The following is an 8,361-nucleotide window of genomic DNA, read 5'->3' as shown; positions in this document are numbered from 1 at the left end:
GGCATACGAGGATCAGGCCTTCGGCTCGGTCCAGCGCAGCCCGCTGGGGGCGGGGACGAGACCGTCGTCGAGCAGCGGCGACTCCTGGGTCTGCTCGGCGAGCACCCCGCGGGCCTGGATCTGGTTCATCTCCTGCATGACGTCGGCGACGACGGGCGTGCCGAACAGGTGGAACATCCGTTCGCCGGACTCGGTCTGCGCCGCGCCGGTGCGTTCGGCCGCCTCGGCCAGCGCCGTCGACGAGCGGGTGAACCGTTCCACCAGCGGCGATGCCGCGTCCCCCGCACCGGACGCGGCCGTCTCACCGCTGCGGCCGGCGAGCGCGACCTCCCGGGAGTGGACGCCGCCGACCAGCGTGGCGAACGCCTCGAGATCGGTCGACAGGGCGCCGGTGACCTTCTTGGCGTTCCAGAAGTACGAACCCTCGCTCTGCTGCATGTCGTAGAAGGCGCTGAGGAACTCGTAGAACACGCCGTACTCGCGGCGGTAGCGCCCGTCGAACTCGCCGAACGCCCGCCGTTCGGTCAGATCCCCCGCCAGCACGCTGTTGATCGATCGGGCGGCCAGCAGACCGGCGTAGGTGGCCAGGTGCACGCCGGTCGAGAACACCGGGTCGATGAAGCAGGCGGCGTCGCCGACGAGCACCATTCCCGGCCGCCAGAACCGGGTGTTCGTGTACGAGTAGTCCTTGCGGGTGCGGATCTGGCCGTAGATGCCCTCGGTGACCCGGGTGGCATCGGTCAGCATGTCCCGCACGATCGTCGTGCGGTCGATGAAGCCGCGCAGCGCGGCCTCCTGGTCGCCGCGCAGCTGGTCGGCCTGGTTACGACTGATCACGGCACCGACGCTGGTCAGCGTGTCCGACAGTGGGATATACCACATCCAGCCCTCGTCGAAGGCGGCGCACAGGATGTTGCCGGCGTCCGGGCCGGGCAGCCGTCTGCCACCCTCGAAGTAGCCGAACAGCGCGATGTTCTTGAAGAAGTCGGAGTAGTGCCGCTCGCCGCCGACCTCCCGGTAGAGCGCGCTCTTGTTCCCGGAGGCGTCCACCAGCCAGCGGGACGTCGCGGTGCGGGCGACGCCGTCCGCGTCGGTGTAGCGCACCCCCGCGACCCGGTCACCGTCGTGCAGGACCTCGCGCACGTCGACGCCCTCGCGCACGTCGACGCCGGTGCGGGCGGCACCGCGCAGCAGGATCTCGTCGAAGTCGGCCCGTCGTACCTGGTAGGCGTACGACGTCGGCCCGGACAGCTGCGGCGACACGGCGAACAGGAAGTTCCATGGCTGCGGGCTGGTGCCCCAGCGGAAACTCCCGCCCCGCTTGCGCATGAACCCGGCCTTCTCCAGCTCCTCGGAAACGCCGAGCAGCCGGCACACGCCATGGATCGTCGCGGGCAGCAGCGACTCACCGATCTGGTAGCGGGGAAAGACCTCCTTCTCCAGCAGCAGCACGCGGTGCCCCTCCTGGGCGACCAGCGTCGCGGCCGTCGATCCGCCGGGGCCGCCGCCGACCACGATGACGTCGTACTCCTCGGAAACCGCGTCGCCGTCATGGGCCGGATCGCGGGGGGCGGGGGTGGTCGCGGGTGGGGTCACCGTCTACTCCTCATCTACAGGGGTGGGTGCCTCTGGACGCAGCCGGGCGAGCCAACGCTGCAGCGCACCGGGCTGTGTGCGGGCGCGCCGGCATCACGCCGTCGCGCAGGCGGCACAGGGCCGGGCGGACGTCAGGTGGCTGGGCGGACGTCAGATGCAGTGGCCGGCAGCCCGCCGATGCGCGGGTGCACGGAGATGGGCGTCTGCGGGCGACAGGCTGGCATGACGCAGGCTGCTGCGCGAACACGCGCCGGTGCAGCCGTTGGACGGCAGGTGCGGGTGGGTGGGCAGGTGGGAGTGTCGGTCAGCGGTGGGCGAGTTTGCGGCCAAGCAGATCGTGCAGGCCGCGGACCGACGGGTGTTCGGCGAGCTCGACGAAGCTGATGTCGGCGCCGATCTGCCGCCAGCGCTCGACCAGGCTCATCAGCCGGATCGAGTCGAGGCCCCGGTCGAGCAGGTCGTCGTCGTCGCCGAGGGCAGCAGCAGGTTCGTAGAGCACGTCGGCGATGTCCTGGCGGATCTGTTCGATACCTGGAGTGATCGAGACTGCACGTTCAGGCGCCTCTGCGGGCTCGTTCACGGACTGCGACATCGGAGGATCGTCCGCCTTTCGCGGCTCGGATCTGCTGCCAGTTTAGGTTAAGTTAACCTACCTTCTCCATACATCACCCCACCTGTCAAGGCCTTGAAAGGGCAGACCCTCACGTAGCCCCACCACTACTGGTTCAACAGGCAAGGTTAAGCTAACCTAAAATTCTCACCGTTGCGGCGGTTACTGTCAGCTACAGCAGGCAGCGTCGGGGTGCGGACCGGCACTCCGGCCCTGCACGATTCGCGCACGTCCTGTGACACCTGACTGTCTATCTGCCTGCCCTGTGTGCTTCGTGTGCGTCCGCGTTGCCCGTCGCTCGGGCCGGCGCGTCAGATCCGCGAGCAGTGAGCGCGTGTTCCCGAGAGAGGACGACTGCATGATCGTCGTTGCCGGCCCGGTGGCGGGCCTGACCCACCCTGGGCTCATGCACCTGCTGATCCAGCTCACAGTGCTGTTGGCCGGCGCCCTCGCGCTCGGTCGGGTCGCCGCGTACCTCGGCGCGCCGCCGGTGGTCGGCGAGCTGCTCGTCGGCGTCCTGCTCGGCCCATCGGTGCTCGGCGAGGTCTGGCCGTCGTTCGCCGACCGGCTGTTCCCACCCGTGGTCGAGCAGATGCATCTGCTCGACGCGATCGGTCAGCTCGGCGTCATCCTGCTCGTCGGTATCACCGGCCTCGAAGTTGACTCCCGGCTGCTGCGGCGGGCTGGGTCCACTGCCGCCCGGGTGAGCCTCGCCGGCCTGCTCACCCCGCTCGCCCTGGGCGTCGGGGTGGGATTCCTGCTGCCCACCGTGCTGGTCGGCGACAATGCCGACCGTCCGACGTTCGCCCTGTTCATCGGCGTCGCCCTGGGCATCAGCGCCATCCCGGTCGCCGCGAAGATCCTCATCGACATGAAGCTGCTGCACCACCCGATCGGCCAGCTCACCCTGGTCGCGGCGGTCGTCGACGACGCCGTCGGCTGGCTGCTGCTGTCGGTCGTCTCCGCGCTGGCCACCACCGGGCTGTACGACCGGGACCTGCTCATCTCGATCCTGGCGGTGCCGGGGTTCGTCCTGGTCGCCGTCCTCGTGCTCCGCCCGCTCGCCGCCGCCCTGCTGCGCCGGGTCGCGCCCCAACCTGTCGGCGCCCAGCCTGTCGACGCCCAGCCTGTCGACGCGCCGGACGCCGGTGAACAGCCACACCCGGACGAGCAGGGCGGGATCTACCTGGCGCTGGTCGTGGCCTTCGTGCTCGCGTCGGCCGCGACAACCCACGCACTGCACCTGGAGGCCATCTTCGGCGCGTTCGTCGCGGGCATGGTGATCGGCTCCATCCGTGGTTTCGCCGCGCACCGGATGGCACCGCTACGAACCGTCGTTCTCGGGGTCCTTGCCCCGATCTTCTTCGCGACCGCCGGGCTGCGCGTCGACCTCGGAGAGCTGGCGAAGCCGTCGGTCCTGCTCGCCGGCGTCGTCGTGCTCGCGCTCGCGATCATCGGCAAGTTCACCGGTGCCTACCTGGGTGCCCGCGCCAGCGGGCTCGGACGATGGGAGGGGGTGGCCCTGGGCTCCGCGCTCAACGCCCGCGGCGTCGTCGAGGTTGTCCTCGCCTCGGCCGGTCTGCGCCTCGGAGTACTCACCACCGCGTCCTACACGGTCATCGTGCTCGTCGCCGTCTCCACCTCACTGATGGCTCCTCCCCTGCTACGGGCCGCGATGCGCCGGGTGGAGCAGGCCGGCCTGTCTGGCGCGTTGATGAGCACGGGTGCCGGGGCGATCCCAGCGCCGTCCCACGATCCTGCTGGTGCCGGCGACCCGGCCGCCCCGGCGGAACCGGCCGAGACGGCAGCCTCCACGGACAAGAAGCTCGGCACGTAACTCTTCCGCCAATAGGCGCGCGAGAGGTACAAAAATACCGACAACAGCATCAAAACCTCACCTGTGCGCATCGTCAAACACTCGCATTGACAGGTGAATTGACCATCCCTCACACTTGCCACATGCCCGGCGACCCGCCAGACTCCGGCCTGCCCCTTGCCCCTTGCCCGATCACCGACAAAGGCCTTCCGAGGTCCCTTCTTTCGACTTTCCTCGGGGCGGTTCCCCACATACGCCATGCGACGTGAAACTTCCGTGTCAGCCCAGGCGGTGATAGCGGGCTCGCAACGATGACCGGACACTGTCACCCACATAGGGCACGGCGAGGAATCCTCGGACTGCTGTTTCTCGTCGCACTTCTCACAGCGACGTTGCCCACGGTTCCTGCCCAGGCCGCCGTGGCGCCTGCCACACAACGCCCCCTGGCCACCGGAGTTCCCGGCAGCACCATCACAGTGGGCATCAAGCCGCTCGATCCGTTTGTCGGCCGCGCGGGCACCGGCGCGTACACCGGTTTCAGTATCGACCTGTGGAACGACATCGCGCGGCGCAACGACTGGCAACCGAAATACGTCTGGTATCCGGATATCCAGACCCTCGTCAACGCAGCCAGAGACAACACCGTCGACGTCGCGATCTCGGGAATCTCCATTACCGCCGACCGGGAGGAGAACGTCGACTTCTCCTATCCGATGTTCGACGCCGGCCTGCAGATCCTCACCGTCGACACCCCGGCCGGCCTGGATCTTTCCCACCAGCTGCGGAACCTTGTCTCCCCCTCCACCGGGCGCTATCTGCTGGTGCTGCTGCTCATGCTCGTCCTCGCCGGGGCGATCACCTCGGCGGTGACCCATGTCGGCAGCGAACACCGGTGGCACCGGCGGATGAGTGACGGCATGTTCCGGGCCGCCGCCGTCGGCCTCGCCGGCGATCTGGGCGACCCACAGAAGCCGCTGACCAAGGTCATGACATTCGCCTGGCTCATCGTCGGTCTGGTGTTCGTGTCCCTGTTCACCGCGTCGGTCACGACCCAGCTGACAGTCCGGTCCATCCGGACCGGGATCATCGGGGTCTCCGACCTCCCCGGAAAACGGGTGGTCACGGTCCGCGGATCCACGACCGAAACCTACCTGCGCCACCACGACATCACCCCGCGCACCGTGGCGTCCATCGACGACGCCTACCCCCTGCTGCACCAGGGCGACGTGGATGCCATCGTCTACGACTCACCCGTCCTGCAGCACCACATCGATGTCGCGCACGATCGCAAGGAGGCGCTCGCCGGCCCGGTCTTCGAACCCGAGGCGTACGGCATCGCCTTCCCCACCGGCAGCGCCCTGCGCAAGAAGGTCAACGCCGCTCTGCTCCAGATGCACGCCGACGGCACCTACGACGAGCTACGCGGGCGCTATTTCGACGCTTCTTCCTGATCTTCTCCTGATCCGCGTCGGCGATCGCGCGGCGGTCGGCACGCCTGGTCCGGCCGGACCAGGCCGCCCTTCAGTTGACACCAAATCGACCGCATCGATATTTTGTGTACCCAATGCGGTCTGATCGCCATGGACCGTCACCGGGTCCCGTAGGAGGCTGACCGTGAACGTCGAAGAGGCGGGACGCGTTTTCACCACACCCCAGGCCTACGCCGACGAGAAGTGGCTGCACTCTGCGACCGCACTGCTTCGCAGGGAATCGCCGGTGCACTGGGTCGAGGCCGAGGGGTTCGAGCCTTTCTGGGCCATCACGAGACATGCGGACGTGGCGCGCATCAGCCGCGCCACGGACATCTGGCTCAACGCGCCCCGACCCGCACTCGCCCGCCACTCGAGCAGCGCGGAGGTACCGGTCCGCACGCTGGTACAGATGGACGCGCCGGATCACGGGGTCTATCGGCATCTCAGTGCCGACTGGTTCAAGCCCAGTGGGGTGCGCCGGCTCACCGAAAGAGTCCAGCAGCTCGCCCGGCGCTATGTCGACCGCATGGCCGACCTCGACGGCGAATGCGACTTCGCCGCAGATGTCGCCATCCACTTCCCGCTGTATGTCATTCTGTCGCTGCTCGGCCTGCCGGAGAACGATTTCCCGCGGATGCTGAAACTCACCCAGGACATGTTCGGCGCCGAGGACGTCGACATGACCGACAAGAATCTGCTGGAAACCCTGGCAGATTTCTTTCAGTATTTCCAGGGCGTCGTTTCCAGCCGCCGCGAGAACCCGTCCGACGATCTCGGCTCGGCCATTGCCAACGCCACGATCGACGGCCAGCTGATCGGCGAACTGGAGGCGATCGGCTACTACGTGCTCATCGCCACCGCCGGGCACGACACGACCAGTGCCGCGATTTCCGGCGGCCTGCACGCTCTGGTGGAGCACCCCGACCAGTGGCGGCGGCTGTCGGACAACCTCGACCTCGTCCCGACCGCGGTCGACGAGATGTTCCGCTGGGTGTCGCCGGTCAAGCAGTTCATGCGCACCGCCGCCGAGGACACCGAGCTCCACGGCGTCCGGATCGCCAAGGGCGAGGCGGTGCTGTTGTCCTATCCGTCCGCGAACCGGGATGAGGACGTCTTCGACGAACCCTCCCGCTTCGATATCGGCCGCACCCCGAACAAGCACCTCGCCTTCGGCATCGGCGCGCACTTCTGCCTCGGCACCCACCTGGCACGTCTCGAGGCGCGCGCCCTGTTCGCCGAGCTCGTGCCACGGGTGCGCTCGATCGAGCTCGCCGGCACCCCGCAGTACATGGACACGCTGTTCGTCGGCGGACCCAAGCGCCTGCCGATCCGCTACACCATGACCTGAACACCGCGACCTGAACACCGCGACCTGATCGATGGCGTCGAGGACCCGCTCGGACGGCTCGTCCGCGGCGGACAGCGCACACATGGGGAGCACCGCCGATGAAGCTCGACGAGACCGCGACGGAGCCAGCGCCACGCGAGGACGTGATCGACCCGGAGCTGCCCATCGTCGACCCCCACCATCACCTGTGGCCGTCCGGCTACTGGATTCCCTACGACCAGCATGCCTACCTGCGTGACATCGAGCGGGGCCACCGGATCACCGCGACCGTGTTCGTGGAATGCCGGGCCGCGTACCGCCCCGACGGCGACGAGGCGCTGCGCCCCGTCGGGGAGACCGAGCTGGTCACCGCCGTCTGTCCGGCCGGTGCCACGCCGGCGCTCGCGGCCGGTCTCGTCGCCTGGGCGGATCTCACCCGTCCCGCCGACGCCGCGCGCACGATCGACGGACACCTCGAGGCGGCCGGTGGCCGGCTGCGCGGCATCCGGCACAACGTGATCTGGCACCGCAGGCCGATCGTCAAGGGTCAGGACTCCCCGCCACACCTTCTGCTCGACGACCAGTTCCAGGCCGGTATCCGTGCGGTCGGCCGCCGTGGTCTCAGCTATGACGTGTGGCTGTTCCACGAGCAGCTTCCCGAGCTCGCCGCCGCCGCCGACGCCCTGCCCGACCAGCTGTTCGTCCTTGACCATCTCGGCGGGCCCGTCCCCGACGAGCCGAACCCGCAGGCCCGGTCCGAGATCTTCGCGCGCTGGAGCTCCCTGCTGCGCCACGTCGCCCGCCGGCCGAACATCGTGGTCAAACTCGGCGGCCTGGGCATGCCCCTGCACGGCCTCGGCCACGAGGAGCTGGCGACCCGGCCCTCGTCGACGGACCTCGCCGCCGCCTGGGCGCCCTACATCGAAACAGCCATCGACGCCTTCGGCCCGGACCGGAGCATGTTCGAGAGCAACTTCCCGGTCGACAAGCAGAGCGGCAGCTACGACGCCCTCTGGAACGCCTTCAAGATCATAACTGCTTCGATGTCCGCGCCGGAACGCAGCGCCCTGTTCGCCGGAACAGCCCGGCGGGTCTACCGCCTCGACGCCGATCCCACCGGCACAGCACGATGACCGCCCGCGTGGCCTGCCGGCGGCGCGGCGTCGGCGAGGTCCTCGAGAAGGTCGGCGGCACGCTGCTCACGGCCGGCGACGACGATCTCGTCGCGTAGCCGGCCGGCGGCGACGATCGGGACGCCGTGGGCGAGCGCCAGCTGCACTCCCCCGTAGCCGCCGTTGGTGACGATCACGTCGACGTGCGCCAGCAGCCGGTCGAACGGCAGGAACGACTCGATCCGGGTGTTCGCCGGCGCCGCGGCGAACACCCTCGCCGGGTCGGCGCCGCCGGTCACGGCCACGACCAGCAGGTTCCCCTGGGCGCCGAGCGCCGCGATCGCGGGCAGCGTGTGGCCGACCGCGGGCATGGTGGCAAACAGAAAACGAGCCATCGTGGTGTCCTCGAATCATTCGGACCAATGTCA

The 8,361-nt window shown here is 68.7% G+C and carries 7 protein-coding genes; 4 read left to right on the top strand and 3 right to left on the bottom strand.

Annotated elements, in window-relative coordinates; all coding sequences use genetic code 11:
* Nucleotides 1-12: 12 nt before the first annotated feature.
* Both MXD61_RS02120 and MXD61_RS02115 read right to left on the bottom strand, forming a co-directional pair.
* Nucleotides 13-1,596, bottom strand: coding sequence for a tryptophan 7-halogenase (locus MXD61_RS02120; RefSeq protein ID WP_248811180.1), 1,584 nt, complete (start codon nt 1,594-1,596; stop codon nt 13-15).
* 304 nt (nt 1,597-1,900) lie between these two features.
* Nucleotides 1,901-2,188: a phosphopantetheine-binding protein gene (locus MXD61_RS02115; protein ID WP_248811179.1), complete on the bottom strand. Its 288-nt coding sequence runs from the start codon at nt 2,186-2,188 to the stop codon at nt 1,901-1,903.
* A 376-nt stretch (nt 2,189-2,564) separates the two neighbouring features.
* Here MXD61_RS02115 and MXD61_RS02110 point away from each other — a divergent pair, with 376 nt between their 5' ends.
* From MXD61_RS02110 to MXD61_RS02095, 4 genes are all read left to right on the top strand, one after another.
* Entirely contained in the window at nt 2,565-4,043 is a 1,479-nt protein-coding gene (locus MXD61_RS02110; protein WP_248811178.1) for a cation:proton antiporter, read from the top strand.
* Nucleotides 4,044-4,441: 398 nt separating this feature from the next.
* Entirely contained in the window at nt 4,442-5,473 is a 1,032-nt protein-coding gene (locus tag MXD61_RS02105; RefSeq protein ID WP_248811177.1) for a transporter substrate-binding domain-containing protein, read from the top strand.
* A 163-nt stretch (nt 5,474-5,636) separates the two neighbouring features.
* Entirely contained in the window at nt 5,637-6,842 is a 1,206-nt protein-coding gene (locus MXD61_RS02100; protein ID WP_248811176.1) for a cytochrome P450, read from the top strand.
* 98 nt (nt 6,843-6,940) lie between these two features.
* Nucleotides 6,941-7,954: an amidohydrolase gene (locus tag MXD61_RS02095; RefSeq protein WP_248811175.1), complete on the top strand. Its 1,014-nt coding sequence runs from the start codon at nt 6,941-6,943 to the stop codon at nt 7,952-7,954.
* Here MXD61_RS02095 and MXD61_RS02090 read toward each other — a convergent pair.
* Nucleotides 7,915-8,328 carry a glycosyltransferase gene (locus MXD61_RS02090; protein WP_248811174.1) on the bottom strand — a complete coding sequence of 138 codons (414 nt, stop codon included), beginning with the start codon at nt 8,326-8,328 and terminating at the stop codon, nt 7,915-7,917. The genes MXD61_RS02095 and MXD61_RS02090 overlap by 40 nt on opposite strands.
* Between the last annotated feature and the right edge of the window lie 33 nt (nt 8,329-8,361).

The organism is Frankia sp. AgPm24 (genome assembly GCF_023243055.1).
Taxonomy (GTDB): domain Bacteria; phylum Actinomycetota; class Actinomycetes; order Frankiales; family Frankiaceae; genus Frankia; species Frankia umida.
This window is presented reverse-complemented; position numbering and strand designations above follow the sequence as displayed.